This is a genomic window from Clostridium sp. CMCC3677, from assembly GCF_023845585.1.
GTDB classification, from domain to species: Bacteria; Bacillota; Clostridia; order Clostridiales; family Clostridiaceae; genus Clostridium; species Clostridium aquiflavi.
Genome location: NZ_JAMQHS010000005.1, coordinates 104,675 through 120,522, shown reverse-complemented (window position 1 = coordinate 120,522; position 15,848 = coordinate 104,675). Strand labels below are relative to the sequence as shown.

Annotated in this window: 15 protein-coding genes; 5 read left to right on the top strand and 10 right to left on the bottom strand. The window is 28.3% G+C overall.

The features are described from left to right. The first annotated feature begins 7 nt into the window (after nucleotides 1-7). A complete protein-coding gene (gene dapA / locus NG901_RS07460) occupies nucleotides 8-886 on the top strand; it encodes a 4-hydroxy-tetrahydrodipicolinate synthase (RefSeq protein ID WP_252213191.1) in 879 nt (292 codons plus the stop codon). A gap of 9 nt (nucleotides 887-895) precedes the next feature. Further along, nucleotides 896-1,654, top strand: coding sequence for a 4-hydroxy-tetrahydrodipicolinate reductase (gene dapB / locus NG901_RS07455; protein ID WP_252213190.1), 759 nt, complete (start codon nucleotides 896-898; stop codon nucleotides 1,652-1,654). A gap of 185 nt (nucleotides 1,655-1,839) precedes the next feature. Here dapB and NG901_RS07450 read toward each other — a convergent pair whose 3' ends face one another. The 7 genes from NG901_RS07450 to NG901_RS07420 form a co-directional block, all read right to left on the bottom strand. Beyond that, nucleotides 1,840-3,492: a peptide ABC transporter substrate-binding protein gene (locus NG901_RS07450; protein ID WP_252213189.1), complete on the bottom strand. Its 1,653-nt coding sequence runs from the start codon at nucleotides 3,490-3,492 to the stop codon at nucleotides 1,840-1,842. Nucleotides 3,493-3,685: 193 nt separating this feature from the next. Beyond that, nucleotides 3,686-4,666, bottom strand: coding sequence for an ABC transporter ATP-binding protein (locus tag NG901_RS07445; RefSeq protein ID WP_252213188.1), 981 nt, complete (start codon nucleotides 4,664-4,666; stop codon nucleotides 3,686-3,688). After that, complete coding sequence (locus NG901_RS07440; protein WP_252213187.1) at nucleotides 4,666-5,676, bottom strand: ABC transporter ATP-binding protein; 1,011 nt, start codon at nucleotides 5,674-5,676, stop codon at nucleotides 4,666-4,668. The genes NG901_RS07445 and NG901_RS07440 overlap by 1 nt, the downstream gene beginning before the upstream one ends. 12 nt (nucleotides 5,677-5,688) lie before the next feature. Beyond that, entirely contained in the window at nucleotides 5,689-6,633 is a 945-nt protein-coding gene (locus tag NG901_RS07435) for an ABC transporter permease (RefSeq protein WP_252213186.1), read from the bottom strand. A gap of 20 nt (nucleotides 6,634-6,653) precedes the next feature. Then, entirely contained in the window at nucleotides 6,654-7,580 is a 927-nt protein-coding gene (locus NG901_RS07430; protein ID WP_012424500.1) for an ABC transporter permease, read from the bottom strand. Nucleotides 7,581-8,133: 553 nt separating this feature from the next. Continuing rightward, nucleotides 8,134-9,807, bottom strand: coding sequence for a peptide ABC transporter substrate-binding protein (locus tag NG901_RS07425; protein ID WP_252213185.1), 1,674 nt, complete (start codon nucleotides 9,805-9,807; stop codon nucleotides 8,134-8,136). Between the two features lie 427 nt (nucleotides 9,808-10,234). Continuing rightward, complete coding sequence (locus NG901_RS07420) at nucleotides 10,235-11,374, bottom strand: pyridoxal phosphate-dependent aminotransferase (RefSeq protein ID WP_252213184.1); 1,140 nt, start codon at nucleotides 11,372-11,374, stop codon at nucleotides 10,235-10,237. Between the two features lie 239 nt (nucleotides 11,375-11,613). Here NG901_RS07420 and dapD point away from each other — a divergent pair, with 239 nt between their 5' ends. Beyond that, the gene (gene dapD / locus NG901_RS07415; RefSeq protein ID WP_252213183.1) at nucleotides 11,614-12,324 is read left to right on the top strand and encodes a 2,3,4,5-tetrahydropyridine-2,6-dicarboxylate N-acetyltransferase; all 711 of its coding nucleotides are present in this window, start codon (nucleotides 11,614-11,616) and stop codon (nucleotides 12,322-12,324) included. Nucleotides 12,325-12,385: 61 nt separating this feature from the next. On the opposite strand, the gene NG901_RS07410 is transcribed toward dapD, so the two are convergent. Next, nucleotides 12,386-13,036 (bottom strand): single-stranded DNA-binding protein, encoded by a 651-nt coding sequence (locus NG901_RS07410; RefSeq protein WP_252213182.1) that lies wholly within the window; start codon nucleotides 13,034-13,036, stop codon nucleotides 12,386-12,388. Nucleotides 13,037-13,134: 98 nt separating this feature from the next. After that, the gene (locus NG901_RS07405; protein ID WP_252213181.1) at nucleotides 13,135-13,896 is read right to left on the bottom strand and encodes a polysaccharide deacetylase family protein; all 762 of its coding nucleotides are present in this window, start codon (nucleotides 13,894-13,896) and stop codon (nucleotides 13,135-13,137) included. A gap of 128 nt (nucleotides 13,897-14,024) precedes the next feature. Here NG901_RS07405 and NG901_RS07400 point away from each other — a divergent pair, with 128 nt between their 5' ends. Next, on the top strand, nucleotides 14,025-14,558 hold the full coding sequence (locus NG901_RS07400) for a DUF4364 family protein (RefSeq protein WP_252213180.1): 534 nt from the start codon (nucleotides 14,025-14,027) through the stop codon (nucleotides 14,556-14,558). Here NG901_RS07400 and NG901_RS07395 read toward each other — a convergent pair. Further along, nucleotides 14,542-15,435: a YncE family protein gene (locus tag NG901_RS07395; protein ID WP_252213179.1), complete on the bottom strand. Its 894-nt coding sequence runs from the start codon at nucleotides 15,433-15,435 to the stop codon at nucleotides 14,542-14,544. The genes NG901_RS07400 and NG901_RS07395 overlap by 17 nt on opposite strands. Before the next feature lie 164 nt (nucleotides 15,436-15,599). On the opposite strand from NG901_RS07395, the gene NG901_RS07390 reads away from it, so the two are divergent. Continuing rightward, nucleotides 15,600-15,848 carry a TIGR03905 family TSCPD domain-containing protein gene (locus NG901_RS07390; RefSeq protein WP_252213178.1) on the top strand — a complete coding sequence of 83 codons (249 nt, stop codon included), beginning with the start codon at nucleotides 15,600-15,602 and terminating at the stop codon, nucleotides 15,846-15,848.

Below are 15,848 nucleotides of genomic sequence, written 5' to 3'. Positions count from 1 at the left end.
AATTTTAATGTCAGTATTTGAAGGTTCTGGTGTAGCACTTGTTACTCCTTTTAATGATAACGGAATAGATTATGATAAATTACAGGATTTATTAGAATGGCACGTTAAAGAAGGAACAGATTCTATAATTATTTGTGGAACTACTGGTGAAGCAACTACTATGACAGAAAGCGAAAAAAAAGCTGTAATCAAATTTGCAGTTGATACAATAAATAAAAGGATACCAGTAATTGCTGGTACTGGCTCAAACAACACTGTTTCTGCTATTGAAATGAGTAAATACGCTGAAAGTGTTGGAGTTGATGCTATACTTGTAATTACTCCTTATTATAATAAAACTTCACAAAAAGGATTATTTAAGCATTTTAAGGCAGTAAATGATTCTGTAAATATTCCTATAATTCTTTATAATGTACCAAGTAGAACTGGTGTAAATATAACACCTAAATCTTTAGTACAAATAGCAGAGTTAAATAATGTAGTTGCTATAAAAGAAGCAAGTGGTAATATAAGCCAAATTATGGAAATGAAATCATTATGTAAAGATAAAATAGATATTTATTCTGGTAATGATGATCAAATAGTTCCAATAATGTCTCTTGGAGGCAAAGGCGTTATATCAGTTTCAGCTAATGTTATACCAAATGAAGTTCACACACTTACCAAAAAGTGTTTAGAAGGAAAATTTAATGAAGCTTTAGACATTCAATTAAACAGATTGAAATTAACAAATGCTTTATTTATAGAAACAAATCCTATTCCTGTAAAAACAGCTATGAATCTTATGGGATTTGAAGTTGGCTCTTTAAGACTTCCACTATGCGAAATGGAAGATAGTAATTTAGAAACATTAAAGACTATTTTAAAGGAAAATAAATTAATATAAGGTGATTAAATGATAAAAATAGTATTAAACGGTTGCTGTGGCAAAATGGGTAAAGTCATAACTGAATGTGCTAGCAAATTTAATAATTTAAAAATTATTGCTGGTATAGATAAGTTCCCTCATGAAACATCTTATCCTATATTTGAAACGCCTGAAGACTTAGATCTAGATTATGATGTACTATTAGATTTCTCAAGAGCTGGTGCTTTAAAAGGATTATTAAATCTAACTGAAAAAACTAAGAAACCTTTAGTAATCTGTTCAACTGGATTTTCTAATGAAGATTTAACTTTAATAGAGGAAAAGAGTAAAACTCTTCCATTATTCCGTTCTGCTAATATGTCTCTTGGAATAAATTTAATAAATTCTCTATTAAGAAAAGTAACACCTCTTCTTTATGGTAATTATGATATTGAAATCATAGAAAAACATCATAATCAAAAGGTAGATTCTCCTAGTGGTACTGCAGTTTTACTTGCAGATACAATAAAGGAATCTATAAATGATGAAACAAAATTCGTTTATGGACGTTCAGGAGCATCTAAAAGAGAAGAGAATGAAATAGGAATTCATGCTATTAGAGGTGGCTCTATAGTTGGAGATCATGATGTAATCTTTGCTGGAGTTGGAGAGGTAATAGAATTATCTCATAAAGCGATTTCTAGAGAAGTATTTGCTATCGGAGCTTTAAAATCTTGTGAATACATGGGTAATATATCAATTCCAGGTTTATACACTATGGATGATGTTATAGGTATAACTAAATAATTTTTTGGATATTTAAATTCAAAAAAGAGGAGATTTTAAAAATCTCCTCTTTTTTATCTATTCATATTTTAAATATGTGTTGATTATGTAATAGATAATATGTCATTGTAATTGGACTTTGAGAATTCCTAAGTTCAATTACTCAGTCCATTTTATTTATACATAATCAGCACTTTGCTTAAATTTTATTTTCCTTCTACATATGCCTTATCAAAGTATATGAATCCTAATGGTGATACTTTAACACCTTTTACATAGTCTTTAATCCCTTTAGTTTTAACTTGATAATTTAATGGTATTACAGGCATATCTTCCATTAATATATCTTCTGCTTGATGTAACATTTCAAATCTCTTAGTTTGATCTTGTTCAACCTTTGCAGCTCTTATTAACTTATCATATTCTGGATTATTATATCCTGCACAGTTTTGGCCTGATGTACTTTCCCACATATCTAAGAATGTCATTGGATCTATATAATCACCTACCCAAGAATGGAATCCAATTTCATATTGTTTTGCAGTTCTTGTAGTTTGGAATACTTTCCATTCTTGACTTTGAAGTTCAACATTAATTCCTAAATTAGTTTTCCACATATCTTGAAGCGCTTGAGCAATATCTCCATTTGGATTAGTTGGATTAATAAGTGCTACAAGATTAGGGAATCCTTCTCCGTTTGGATATCCAGCTTCTGCTAATAATTTCTTAGCTTCTTCTAAATCACCCTCTGCTTTAAAGTATTTTTTATCAGCAAAATCTGATCCATCTGGGTTTTTAATTCCTTGTGCTACAAATCCTGTTGCTGGTGTTTGACCACCTTTTAATATATTTTTAATTATTGAAGGTCTATCTATTGCAAGATTTAAAGCCTTTCTAACTCTTTTATCTTGTAATACTTTTGTAGCATTAGGATCAATTGCATTTACTGAATCAGAAACATTTATTACATAAAATCCTGTTCCTAGTAATGGGAAGTTCTTTCCTGTTCCATCTGCTAATGCGCCTTCTATTTCTGATGTTGGCACAATATCTACCATATCAAAATCACCTGTTTTAAAGCTAGCCCAAGCAGATGTATCTTCAGTAACTAATTTTACATCTAACTTATCAAGTTTTATATTATTAATATCATAGTAATTTTCATTCTTTTCTAATACTATTTCATCTTTCATACCATATTTAGTTATCTTGAAAGGTCCATTTGAAACGTAAGTTTCAGCATTAAGAGCCCAAGTATCCTTATTAGCTTCAACTGTAGCCTTATTTACTGGTAAATAACAAGTAAATGCTGTTAAATCTAAGAAATATGGACATGGAGCAGCTAATGTTACTTCTAAAGTTTTATCATCAATTGCTTTAACTCCTACTTCTTCTACGGTTCCTTTTCCTTGGTTATAAGCTTCTGCACCTTTGATATATGACATTTGGAATGCATATCCTGATGCTGTTGCTGGATTTAATACTCTCTTCCATGAATATTCAAAATCATTTGCTGTAACTGATTCTCCATTAGACCATTTAACACCATCTCTTAAATGAAAAGTATAAACTGTTCCATCTTCTGAAACATCACATTTTTCAGCAATTCCAGGAATAGCCTTGTTATTCTCATCTAATTTATACAATCCTTCAAATGCATTTACTATAATAGTTGCACTATCTACAGCTTCACTTAATGCTGGATCTAAAGTTTTAGGATCTGCATTTAAATTATAAGTTATAATTTGTGCATTAGGATCATTCTTACTTGATCCTCCACCACAGCCTACTAAAGTTGAAAAACCTAAAGTTAATGCCAATGTTATTGCACACAACTTTTTAATTTTACTAGTTTTCATTAAAAATTTCCCCCTTAACAATTCTGTCAAATTTATCTTGCAAACTAACAATCATTATTTATTTCCATAATAAGCAAAAAGATAACGATTGCAGCACCCTAGATAAGGACTTTAAGTTTCAGATGAAGCTTTTTAACTTCACCTGAAAACTTATAATCCTATTTTATTATAAATATCTAATTAAAGATATTTATTAATCATATAAATGACATGCTACAAAATGTCCTGGCTTAACTTCTTTTAATTCAGGATCAATTTCACTACAAATTGGTTTAGCATATCTACATCTACCTTCAAATCTACATCCTGGAGGTGGATCAATTGGAGATGGTATATCTCCTTCTAATATTATTCTTTGATTATTCTTAGCTTCATCAGGGTCAGGTATTGGCACTGCTGAAAGAAGTGCTTGAGTATATGGATGCATTGACTCCGAGTATACTGCATTACTTTCTCCTTTTTCAACCATTCTACCTAAATACATAACTCCAATATGAGTTGATATATGTTTAACCATTGAAAGGTCATGTGCTATAAAAAGATAAGTTAATCCTAACTCTTCTTGAAGCTCTTCAAGCATATTTATAACTTGAGCCTGAATTGAAACATCAAGTGCAGATATTGGTTCATCACATATAATTAAAGATGGTTGAACTGCCAATGCTCTAGCAATACCTATTCTTTGCCTTTGTCCACCTGAAAATTCATGTGGATATCTGTTTATATGATCACTAGCAAGACCTACTTTAGTTAAAAGACTTCTTATTCTATTAGTTCTTTCTTCACCTTTATATAATCCATGAATATCAATAGCTTCTCCTATAATATCCCCTACTGTCATTCTTGGATCTAATGATGCATATGGATCTTGGAAAATCATTTGCATATCTTTTCTTAAAGATATCATATCTTTTACTGAGTAATCAGTAATATCTTTTCCTTTAAAAATTATCTTTCCTGCTGTTGGATTGTATAATTTTAATATTGTTCTTCCTGTAGTTGTTTTACCACAACCTGATTCTCCTACTAGTCCTAAAGTTTCCCCTTTATTTATTGTAAAAGAAACTCTATCAACAGCTTTAACATAACTTTTTCCTTTGAATAAACCTTTGCTAGCAGGGAAGTATTTACATAAATCTTTTACTTCTAAAATTACTTCTTTATCTTTTTCCATTATTCTTCCCTCCTCTTTATAGGTGACTCTACTTTAGGAGCATTTTCATGGCATAGCCAGCATGATACCTTATGATTTTCTCCTATTTCAAATTGTGGAGGTTGTTTTTGAAGACAAACCTTCATTGCATATTCACATCTAGCTGCAAAAGGACATCCTACTGGTGGTTTTAATAAATCTGGTGGTTGTCCTTCAATTGGTCTAAGTTTTTCTTTAGAGTTTTCCTTAGGATTTGGTACACTTCGTAAAAGACCCCAAGTATAAGGATGTTTTCCTCTATAAAATATATCTTCTGTAGTACCTGTTTCAACTACAATTCCACCATACATTACATTAATTCTTGAACAAAGATCAGCAACAACTCCTAAATCATGAGTAATTAATATAATAGAAGTATTAAGTTTTTCTTTTAACTCCTTCATTAAATCTAAAATTTGTGCTTGAATTGTAACATCTAATGCTGTTGTTGGTTCATCAGCAATTATAAGTTTTGGTTCACAAATTAAACTCATTGCAATCATAGCTCTTTGTCTCATACCACCTGAAAATTCATGTGGATATTGTTTTATTCTTTTTTCTGGGCTCGGTATTCCTACTAATTTAAGCATTTTTATAGCTTCTTGTTTAGCTTCTGATCTACTCATACCAGTATGTTTCATTAATGGTTCTGTTAATTGATCTCCTATAGTATAAACAGGATTTAATGATGTCATAGGATCTTGGAATATCATTCCAATATCATTTCCTCTTATACTTTCCATTTCTGATTCTTTTATGTTTGATAAATCTTTACCATCAAATTCAATTTCTCCACCTGCTAATTTTCCATTGTCAGCAAGTAATCTCATAATTGACATCATAGTAACACTTTTACCACAACCTGATTCTCCAACTATACCTAAAGCTTCTCCTTTATCTAAGTAAAAAGAAACACCTCTTACTGCATGCACTTCTCCTACATTAGTTTTAAAGGAAGTTTTTAAATCTTTTACTTCTAATAGTCTTTCCATTATATCTTCCTCCTATCTCTTATTCTTAGGATCTAGTGCTTCACTTAATCCATCTCCGAAAAGATTAAATGCTAATATTATTAAGCAAATTGCTAATGCTGGGAATAGCAATTGATAAGGATATTGATATATTGCTTTCATTGCTTCATTAGCTAAAGTTCCTAAAGATGCTTTAGGAGGAACAAGTCCTAATCCTATGAAGCTTAAAAATGCTTCTGTAAATATCGCTTGTGGTATAAGCAAAGTCAATGTAACCATTATTGATCCAATACAGTTTGGTATTAAATGTCTTATAAGTATTCTAGTATTAGATGCTCCTAAAGCTTTTGCTGCAAGAACAAATTCTTGTTGTTTTAATTGTAAAACATCTCCTCTTACTATTCTTGCCATTCCAATCCAATAAGATATTGAAAGTGCTAATATAATAGTTGAAAGACCACTACCACCACTTCCTGGTTTATTTAATATAGTCATTAAAATGATTACATATATTATTAATGGGATTGAATATAATACATCAACGATTCTCATCATTAAATTATCTATTTTTCCACCGCAAAATCCTGCTATACCACCATATAATACACCTATAAATAAATTAATAAATGCTGCTGCTACACCTATCATTAATGAATATCTAGCACCAAAAAATACTCTTACAAATATATCTCTACCTAATTGATCTGTTCCAAACCAATGTTCTGCTGATGGTTTTAAATTAACAGCAGATAAAGAATTTGAATCATAAGTATATTGTGATGTCATAGGAACTAAAATTGCTGCTGCTGTAATAATTATTATTCCAATTAAAGATATTATAGCCATTTTATTCTTCTTAAGTCTGTTCCATGCGTCTTTCCAATAACCAATACTTGGTCTTACAATAACCTCTATCTTTTTTTCTTCTTCAGTTAGAGGAGTAAATAAGTCCTTTTCTAAATTAACTTCTTGTTCCATAACTTTTTTTCTCCTCCCTACTAAACTTCTGCATCTTCTAATTTTATTCTTGGATCAATTACTACATACATAATATCAACTATAAAGTTGAACATTATAAGTAAAGTACAAAAAAATACTGTAACTCCAAGTAACATAGTGTAATCTCTATTTGTAACTGATTGAACAAATTCATTACCTAATCCAGGAATTGCAAATATTTTTTCTACAACGAAACTACCAGTTAAAATACTTGCTATTAATGGTCCAACATAAGTTACTATTGGTATTAATGAATTTCTAAGTGCATGTTTTAATATAACTTTTCTTTTACTTAATCCTTTAGCTTTTGCTGTTCTTATATAATCAGATTTTAACACATCCAATAATTTGTTTCTTGTAAGTCTTGTAATAAAAGCCATTGATCCTAGTGATAATGCTATTACTGGCATTATATAGTGCTTCCAACTACTAAATCCTGTTGCTGGTAATAATCTAAGCTCAACAGTTAAGAAATAAATTAATACAGCTCCTATTACAAAACTTGGTATAGTAATTCCTAAAGTAACTAAGAGCATGATAAGTGAATCTGCCCATGTACCTTTTTTTAATGCTGCTACTATCCCTAATCCTACTCCTACAAGAACTGATGAAGCCACACTCACTAAACCAATTTTTGCAGATGCTGGGAATGAATATGATATTGTTTCTGATACTCTTCTTCCTTTAAATACCATTGATTCACCAAGATCCCCTTTAACTAGGTTTTTCATATACAATGCATATTGCTCTCCTAATGGTTTGTCCATTCCATATTTTGCTTCCATATTAGCTTTAATTTCAGGTGTTAATTTTTCACTATCAAAAGGCCCACCTGGCATAAGTCTCATAAGGAAGAATGTTAAAGTTATGACAACCCATATTGTTAATATACTTGCTAATAATCTTTTTCCAATGTATTTTAGCATTTTTCCCTCTCCCTTTTTACAAAATTCGATATTTATAATCATATCAATTTATTTAATAATTATATAATAATATTAATTTTTGTCAATAAATTAGAACCATTTCTATTGATTAATTAATAATTTAATATATATTTTCCATATATTCTATCCTCCTCTAAGCCTGTATTTCGTTCAAAAACACTTGTATTTTTAAATGTTGATTACATATTTTTTTACATATTTTTTTATTAATGTAATTTTATTTTCTTGTTTTTTTATTTTTATATTAATATATATAGTTTTTCACTGATATATCGTTAATAATATTGCTTTTTGCTAATTAATTTCCATTAAAAATATTGATATTATATAAAATAAAATAGATTGCAATTATATAAAAACGACATTGTTAAATAATAAACTACTATTTTTCTCAAATATATATAAACAAATAAAAATTATGTACGATATCTTTATATTTAAGATTTTTATAATCTCCTAAAGAATTAAAAATTGCTTCAGAATGTATATAGATTAGAATCCATATACATTTGAAGCAATTTCAATAATAAAACTACTTTCCGTCTATATAAGCTTTATCAAAATATATAAATCCTAATGGTGAAACTCTAACATCTTTCACATAATCTTTTACACCTTTTGCTTGAGTTTCATAATATACTGGAATTATTGGCATATCTTCCATTAATATATTTTCAGCTTGATGTAATATTTCCATTCTCTTAGCATCGTCTTTTTCTGTCTTTGATTTCTTTATTAATTCATCATATTTAGGATTATTATATCCTGCATTATTTTGTCCAGAAGTGCTAATCCACATTTCTAAGAATGTCATAGGATCAACATAATCTCCAACCCATCCATGTCTAGCAATTAAATAATCTTTATTATCTCTAGTTGTTTGGAATACTTTCCATTCTTGACTTTGAAGCTCTACATTTACACCTAAATTATTTTTCCACATATCTTGTACTGCTTGAGCAATAGTTCCATGTCCTTTTTCTGGATTAAAAGTTAATACTATCGCTGGGAATCCTTCACCATTTGGATATCCTGCTTCAGCTAATAATTTTTTAGCTTCTTCAACATTACCTTCTGGTTTGAAATACTCTTTACTAGCAAAGTCTTTTCCATCTTTATCTAAAATACCTTCTGGAACAAAGCTATATGCTGGTATTTGTTCAGCTTTAGTAACATTTTTAACTAATGAAGGTCTATCAATAGCTAAAGCTAAAGCTTTTCTTACCTTTGCATCTGATAATGCTTTTGCTGCTTCTGGATTTACAGTTTTAGCTTTTTCAGATACATTTACACAATAGAAATAAGTTCCTAATTGTTCAAATATTTTAGCACTACCATCTTTAACAGCAGTTTGAATCTCTGATAATGGAACAACATCTACCATATCAAATTCACCTGATTGATAACTTGCCCAGGCAGAAGTTTCTTCTGTAACTAATTTTACATTAAGTTTATCAAGTTTAACATTCTTTGTATCATAATAATTTTCATTCTTTTCTAATACTATTTCATCCTTTATTGCATATTTAGTCATTTTAAAAGGACCATTTGATACATATGTTTCAGCCGTATTTGCCCAAGTTGGATTTGATTCAACTAAAGCTTTGTTGACTGGGAAGTAGCATGGAAATGATGTTAATTCTAAAAAGTACGGACATGCCTCATGTAAAGTTACTTCTAATGTCTTATCATCAATAGCTTTAACACCAACTTCATCTGCTGTAGCTACTTTACCATCTCCATCAACATCTTTGTTTTGATTATATTCAGTAGCATTTTTTAAATAACTCATTTGATATGCATACTCTGCTGCTGTTTTAGGATTTATTACCCTCTTCCATGCATATTCAAAGTCTTGAGCTGTAACAGTCTCTCCATTTGACCATTTAGTATCTTTTAAATGGAATGTATATACTGTTCCATCATCTGAAACATCCCATTTTTCTGCTACTCCTGGAATAGCTTTATTATTTTCATCTAATTTACATAGACCTTCAAATGTATTTACTAGCATTATTGCCCCATCAACTGCATTATTTAATGCTGGGTCTAAAGTTTTAGGATCTGCGTTCAAGTTATAAGTCATAACTTGTCCATCTGCTTTTGCTGTATTAGTAGATGATTTGCCACAACCTGCCAAAACTGATATCCCTAAAGTTAAAGCTAAAGTTACAGCAAATAACTTTTTAAGTTTGTTCTTTTTCATAATTATATTATCCCCCTTATTTTTATAAACGACATAATAGCGTACTTATTGCAACACACTAATATCATTTTTTAATTTTTATTTATTAATATTTATTAAATTATATAATATTTTATGTTTTTGTCAAACAATACTCTCTTTTCAAGGCTATTAATTAACACATTAATAATACGAATTTATTAATAAATCATATTGTTAATTTTTTTTTTACTTATATTTGATATTTCTTTTAGTTTTTTTTGATAATTTAGTATATTTTGAAAAAACGTCAAATATTTTAAATAAATATTTGACGTTAGAATATTTTTAACTATTTTTTCAATTTCCATTAAAGCTTTTAATTACAAGCAAAATATATTAAGTAACTATATATAAAACTAAGATTTATTCTTCTTATCGATAAACATAAAAATTCTATAGTTGATAATCATTTAGACAACTTTTTTATAAACTTTTCTAATCTGTCAAAAGCTTGTGACAAAATTTCATTACTATAGCAATAAGATATTCTCATGTATCCTTCACCTAATTTTCCAAAAGCCGTTCCTGGAACACAAGCTAACTTTTCTTCATTTAAAAGTCTAGTACAGAATTCTTCTGATGTCATATTAAATTTCTTAATTGATGGAAATATATAAAATGCTCCTTTAGGTTCAACAACTTCTATCCCCATATCATTTAATCTTTTAATACAATATTTTTTTCTTAGTTCAAAAGATTTCCTCATCGTCTCTACATCATCAAGTGATTTTTTTAATCCTTCTAAAGCACCCCATTGTACTATAGATGGAGCACAAGAAACAGCATATTGATGTACTTTTATTATTTCTTTCATAAATTCACTTTTGCATGCAAAATATCCTATTCTAAGTCCTGTCATTGAAAATATTTTTGAAAATCCACTTACATATATAACTTTTTCTAATATTTCATTATCTTGAGCAACAGAATAATATTCATCAAATATTATAGCTGAATACATTTCATCTGTTATTATAGTAATATTAGTTTCTTTTATAAGTTTTATTAATTCATCTCTGTTTTCTTTAGATAGTATTGCTCCAGTGGGATTAGATGGAAATGAGATTAATAAGTATTTAATATTTTGTTCTTTTATATTTTTTTTAATTTCATCTATATTTAATGTAAAATCATCATTTAAAGAATAATTTACTACATCAGCTCCTATTATATTAGATATGCTTTCATAAGCTGGATATGCAGGAGATGGTATTAATATTTTATCACCTTCATTAATAACTGCAGATAATACTGAATATAACCCTTCGCTACCACCAACTGTTATACATATTTCTTCCTTATTATAATTAATATTAAACTTCTTTAAATACTTGCTTATTTCCACTCTTAAAGATTCAATACCAGAATTAGAAGTATATGTAGTTTTATCTTCTTGTATTGCAGTTATCATTGCCTTTTTTATATCAATTGGAACATTAAAATCCGGTTGCCCTATTGTTAAAGATATTGCACCTTCAACTTTTTGAACTTTTTCATAAAATCTTCTTATTCCCGAAATTTGTATTTTTTTTACCCTATTATTCATCATTATTCTCCTTTTTTTTACTTTTATTTTATGATCTGTTTTAAATGAACATTGATATTAACATTATTATTTATTAAAATATTGATACTATAACATAGTATATCTATTATTTTCTTATAAATCATTCTACATTATTAAATAATAGTATTCAAACTTTTCTATTTTCAATGTTTCTCTTTCATTTATCTTGTTTTTTTATTATAATTAAAGTAATTGTAATTAATGAAAGGGTGATATACTTGTCTTATAATTTAACAGATCCTTATGAAATTGCTAGATTTATTAAAGAATCAAAAAAATCTACTCCTGTTAAAGTATATGTTAATGGAGATTTAAGCAATGCTTTAATGGATGATATTGAATGGTATGGAGCAAATGGCTTTTACATATTAATAGGAGAATCTGATTTAGTAGCAAAAATCATATTAGATAATAAACATCTTATAAAACATTTTAGATTAGAAAATGATAGAAGAAACTCTGCAATTCCTATGCTTGATTTACTTGAAGTGGAAGCTAGAATAGAGCCTGGTGCTATTATTAGAGATAAAGTAACTATAGGAAAAAATGCTGTAGTAATGATGGGTGCCGTAATAAACATTGGTGCTGAGATAGGTGATGGTACTATGGTAGATATGAACGCTGTAATTGGTGCTCGTGGTAAGCTAGGTAAAAATGTCCATCTTGGTGCTGGCGCTGTTGTTGCTGGTGTCCTAGAACCACCAAGTAAAGAACCTTGTACAATAGGAGACAATGTTTTAATTGGTGCTAACTCTGTTATTTTAGAAGGAGTTAAAATTGGTGCTGGTTCTGTTGTTGCAGCTGGTTCTGTTGTTGCAGAAGATGTTCCTGAAGGCGTTGTTGTTGCTGGTTCTCCGGCAAAAATAATTAAATCAGTTGATGATAAAACAAAAGGTAAAACTCAATTATTAGAGGATTTAAGAAAATAATACATATAAAAAGAGGATTTCTAATTTAAGAAATCCCCTTTTTATTTATATATTAATTATTTTAAACTGCTCCTTCTTCGTTTGAAGAATTGTCACCCTCTACTTTTTCCATTTTTGATATAGATACTTCATAAGCAATTTTCTTTATAGTTTCAGTATCAGAAACTTTCTTTTGATACTCTCTGCTTTGAACTCTACCCCATACTCTTATATTATCTCCAACATTTAAGCTTTGACAAAATCTTGAGTTTCTTCCCCATGCAATTGTTGGAATATAATCAGATTTATTATATGCTCTATTTACAGCAAGTAATACATCTGCAATTTCTCGGCCAAAAGGTGTTGTTCTGTAAACTGGTTCTTTGCAAATATAACCATCTAAGAATATTTCATTTGGGTTTTTACTTCTTTCTAAACATGGCTCTATATTTCTTGCAAAAACAGTAAGTATAAGTTTATTAGATCCATCTATAAATTTATTGTATGATCTTAATTGACCATCAACAATAACTTCTGTTCCAATACTTAAATCAATATTTGCAATTAATCTTTCTGATATAGTTATATTTAACCTATCAACCGAATCACTTAATCTCATAACATCTAAATTAAAAGTATAAAAACCCTCCCCATACATTTCATGGCTATATTCTAATCCAGATGCTATTTTACCTTCTAGATAAATCTTGTTATTTAACATTAAATTATCCATTGTTACCCCTCTCTCTACTGTTAATAATTTGGTAAACAGTACTCCCACTAGCACTTATTACCATTATAATACAAATCCTGGTTTATTTTCAATCTTTATTATTTATTTTTGTGCTGAATACCATTTTCGTCTATATAATATTCATCAGAATATATTAAATTTCCTACTGTTTTAAATTCATATCCTTGAGTTTTTAACTCTTTTATAATTCTCTCCAAATTGTTTGGAGTATATTTTGCATTATTATGAAAAAGTACTATTGCTCCTGGCGCTACCCCTTTCATAACTCTATTATATTCACTTTCTTGTCCTAATTCTTTCCAATCAACAGAATCCGCATTCCATTGAATTGGAATATACCCTAAACTTTTTACTTTTTGAATTGCTTGTTTATTGTATGACCCACTAGGAAACCTAAAAAGTTTAGTTTTTTCTCCTATGTTATTTTCTATAGTTTCATCTGTCTTTTTAAGCTGTTCTTCTATTTTTAATTCACTTATCTTTGCAAAATCAGGATGTTTATAACTATGATTACCTATTTCATGCCCCCCTTCTTTAATTTTCTTTAACTTTTCAACATTTTCACTACTATAATCAACCCATCCCCCCATTATAAAAAATGTTCCTTTTACATTGTATTTATTTAATATTTGTAATATGCTTTGAAGATTATCCTTTTCCGCCCAATTTATATCAAAAGTTAGACTAATTGCTTTTTCTTCTATATCAACAGAATATATAGGATGTTCATATAGATTTACACAAATAGCATTTACATTTTTATTAGACTCTATTGATATGAAAATTACTATAATTATTAAAATTAAATCCAAAAATATCCGTGTTTTTCTCCATTTCATCCCTAAACTCTCCTTATATTTTATAATTTTTCATTCTACTTAATTATTATTAATATTAACTATATTCAATAAATCATATTTTATGATATAATATATATATTATTTAAACGATCATGGGGGTTTAGTTTATGTACGAAAGTTCAGCAGAATTAGCGGAGAATAAATTATTAATACTCTATGTATTAAAAGCAATAAAAGACCCGATATCTAATACTCAGTTAACAGAAATAGTACTTCAAAATAATTTTATTAATTACTTCACACTTCAACAATATTTATCTGAATTAGAAAGTGCTGATTTTGTTGTTTACAAAGAGAATAATGATAAGAAATTATTATGCTTAACAAAAAAAGGAGATACTGTTCTAACTTTATTTAAAGATAGAATATCCCCTTCAAAGATTTCAATTGTACAACAATATATAACAGAAAAATTAGAACTTATAAAAAAAGAGCTTACTATACATAGTGATTATACACTTGATAATAATGATAATTTTTTAGTACACCTAAAAGCTATAGAAAATGAAGGTGTGCTTATGGAATTAAAACTAACAGTTCCAACGAAAAAACAAGCTATTCTCCTTTGCAATAAATGGAAAGATAATCCATCAAATATTTATAATAATATAATAAATATGTTATTTAGTGAAGATTCTTAACTAAAAGCATAGCATTAGGTTCTTTTCCTATTGCTATGTTTTTTATCATCCTACCTTTTAAATCAATAATCTTCAATTTTCCATTTAGATAATCTCCAACAAAAATTTTTTCATTAACTTTAATAATTCCTCTTGGCATACCTGAAATAAATATTTTACTTTCTTCTTTTAATTTATTTACATTAATAACACTAATGGATCCTTCTACAAAATTAGAAACATAAATATATCCTTCTTCTTCCCAAAAATCAACTGGACCATTCCCTACTTTTATAGTTGCTTTTAAAGATAAGTCTTCTAAGGATATTATAGATATACTTCCGCTTGTAGCATAACCTATATAACTTTCACATATATATAAATGCTTTCTGTTATTAGATATGACTATTTTAGTCGGATATTTATTACATTTTATTCTTTTTATCTCTTTATTTTCAATACAATCAATTATTGATATAGTGTCATCACCCATATTACTTATAAATGCTCTATTTTTTTCATGAAAAAATACTATACTATGAGGAAATACTCCCATTGGTAGTTCTAAATCAATGTCTCTTTTAAATAAGTCATATATTATAAGAGAATTTGCTTCACCGCATAAGACATATAGCTTATTATTGTAAATTGCTAAATCATTTGGATGTGCTCCTATATATATATTTTCTTCTTCTTTAAATTTATCTGCATCTATTAATGATATAGTATTACTATAATTGTTGGCTACTACGATTTTTTTATCGTATAATGACAATCCATGAGGTCCTATCTCTTTCCCTTCTAGAGATAAATTCAAAGTTTCAATCCCTAAATTTTCAACATCAATTTTACTTAATGTATTTGATCCTGTATTACATATAATAATTGATTTTTTCATCTCTTTCTCCCCCCTTGGATAATCATTCTTGTATTTATAATATATTCTCAAAAGATATTAATGGTACTACTATTTTTTTCTAATATCTTTATTTCTTGACAAAATACTACTATAATAAAAATATTAGTTTATTTTTATTAATAATAAGGAGAGTGAAAGTTAATATGTTTTCATATAAAACTCAAGGTGTTTGTTCCACTACTATAAATATTGAAATTGAAGATAATAAAATACAATCTGTAAATTTCATTGGTGGCTGTGCAGGAAATCTTTTAGGTATTGGTTCATTAGTTAAAAATATGGATGTTGATATGGCAATTGAAAAATTAAGAGGAATTAAATGCGGAATTAAAGAAACTTCTTGCCCTGATCAATTAGCTAAGGCCTTAATAGAATGGAAAGTGAGTTGTTAA

Coding starts and splice junctions, on each gene's coding strand:
- NG901_RS07410 (WP_252213182.1), bottom strand. CDS start 13,036: ATGGATAATTTAATGTTAAATAACAAGATTTATCTAGAAGGTAAAATA.
- NG901_RS07435 (WP_252213186.1), bottom strand. CDS start 6,633: ATGGAACAAGAAGTTAATTTAGAAAAGGACTTATTTACTCCTCTAACT.
- NG901_RS07445 (WP_252213188.1), bottom strand. CDS start 4,666: ATGGAAAAAGATAAAGAAGTAATTTTAGAAGTAAAAGATTTATGTAAA.
- NG901_RS07425 (WP_252213185.1), bottom strand. CDS start 9,807: ATGAAAAAGAACAAACTTAAAAAGTTATTTGCTGTAACTTTAGCTTTA.
- NG901_RS07390 (WP_252213178.1), top strand. CDS start 15,600: ATGTTTTCATATAAAACTCAAGGTGTTTGTTCCACTACTATAAATATT.
- NG901_RS07450 (WP_252213189.1), bottom strand. CDS start 3,492: ATGAAAACTAGTAAAATTAAAAAGTTGTGTGCAATAACATTGGCATTA.
- dapA (WP_252213191.1), top strand. CDS start 8: ATGTCAGTATTTGAAGGTTCTGGTGTAGCACTTGTTACTCCTTTTAAT.
- NG901_RS07405 (WP_252213181.1), bottom strand. CDS start 13,896: ATGAAATGGAGAAAAACACGGATATTTTTGGATTTAATTTTAATAATT.
- NG901_RS07395 (WP_252213179.1), bottom strand. CDS start 15,435: ATGAAAAAATCAATTATTATATGTAATACAGGATCAAATACATTAAGT.
- NG901_RS07400 (WP_252213180.1), top strand. CDS start 14,025: ATGTACGAAAGTTCAGCAGAATTAGCGGAGAATAAATTATTAATACTC.
- dapB (WP_252213190.1), top strand. CDS start 896: ATGATAAAAATAGTATTAAACGGTTGCTGTGGCAAAATGGGTAAAGTC.
- NG901_RS07430 (WP_012424500.1), bottom strand. CDS start 7,580: ATGCTAAAATACATTGGAAAAAGATTATTAGCAAGTATATTAACAATA.
- NG901_RS07420 (WP_252213184.1), bottom strand. CDS start 11,374: ATGAATAATAGGGTAAAAAAAATACAAATTTCGGGAATAAGAAGATTT.
- NG901_RS07440 (WP_252213187.1), bottom strand. CDS start 5,676: ATGGAAAGACTATTAGAAGTAAAAGATTTAAAAACTTCCTTTAAAACT.